Source organism: Gilliamella sp. W8123 (genome assembly GCF_016101085.1).
Classification (GTDB): Bacteria; Pseudomonadota; Gammaproteobacteria; order Enterobacterales; family Orbaceae; genus Gilliamella; species Gilliamella apis.
In genome coordinates, this window is the sequence record NZ_JACFRE010000027.1 from 1 (window position 1) to 352 (window position 352).

Here is a 352-nt window from a genome sequence, read left to right on the forward strand (position 1 = left end):
CGCCAACCCTCTTAACTCGGACGTAATCACCGTATAGAAACAACCGCAAAACAACAAACGTCCGAAACTCAAACAACCAAAAAATAAAGAACTAAAAAATTTTGAGGAAAGGGGTTTTTGAGGCCAAAATCCCGCCAATAAATCGCTAACGTCAGTTATAAAATCAACTAGTAACCAAAAAATTTGCGGAACGAGGTTTTTAAAGCCAACCCCCCCTAAAGTTTCTCCGAAATTAGTTTTAAGCAAGTAATTAAAACATAATATTACATTCTTCTTTACAAAAGTTAACAATTAAACCATCAAAAAAAGTTGCATGGTTTTTTGCAATCACTATACTTTTATAGCATATTTA

At 33.2% G+C, this 352-nt stretch carries 1 protein-coding gene; it reads right to left on the reverse strand.

Translation table 11 applies throughout. The features are described 5' to 3' along the window. Positions 1-291 (reverse strand): hypothetical protein (locus tag H3T56_RS11655; protein WP_232351446.1); only part of this gene is annotated, 291 nt, incomplete at its 3' end. Positions 292-352: the final 61 nt, after the last annotated feature.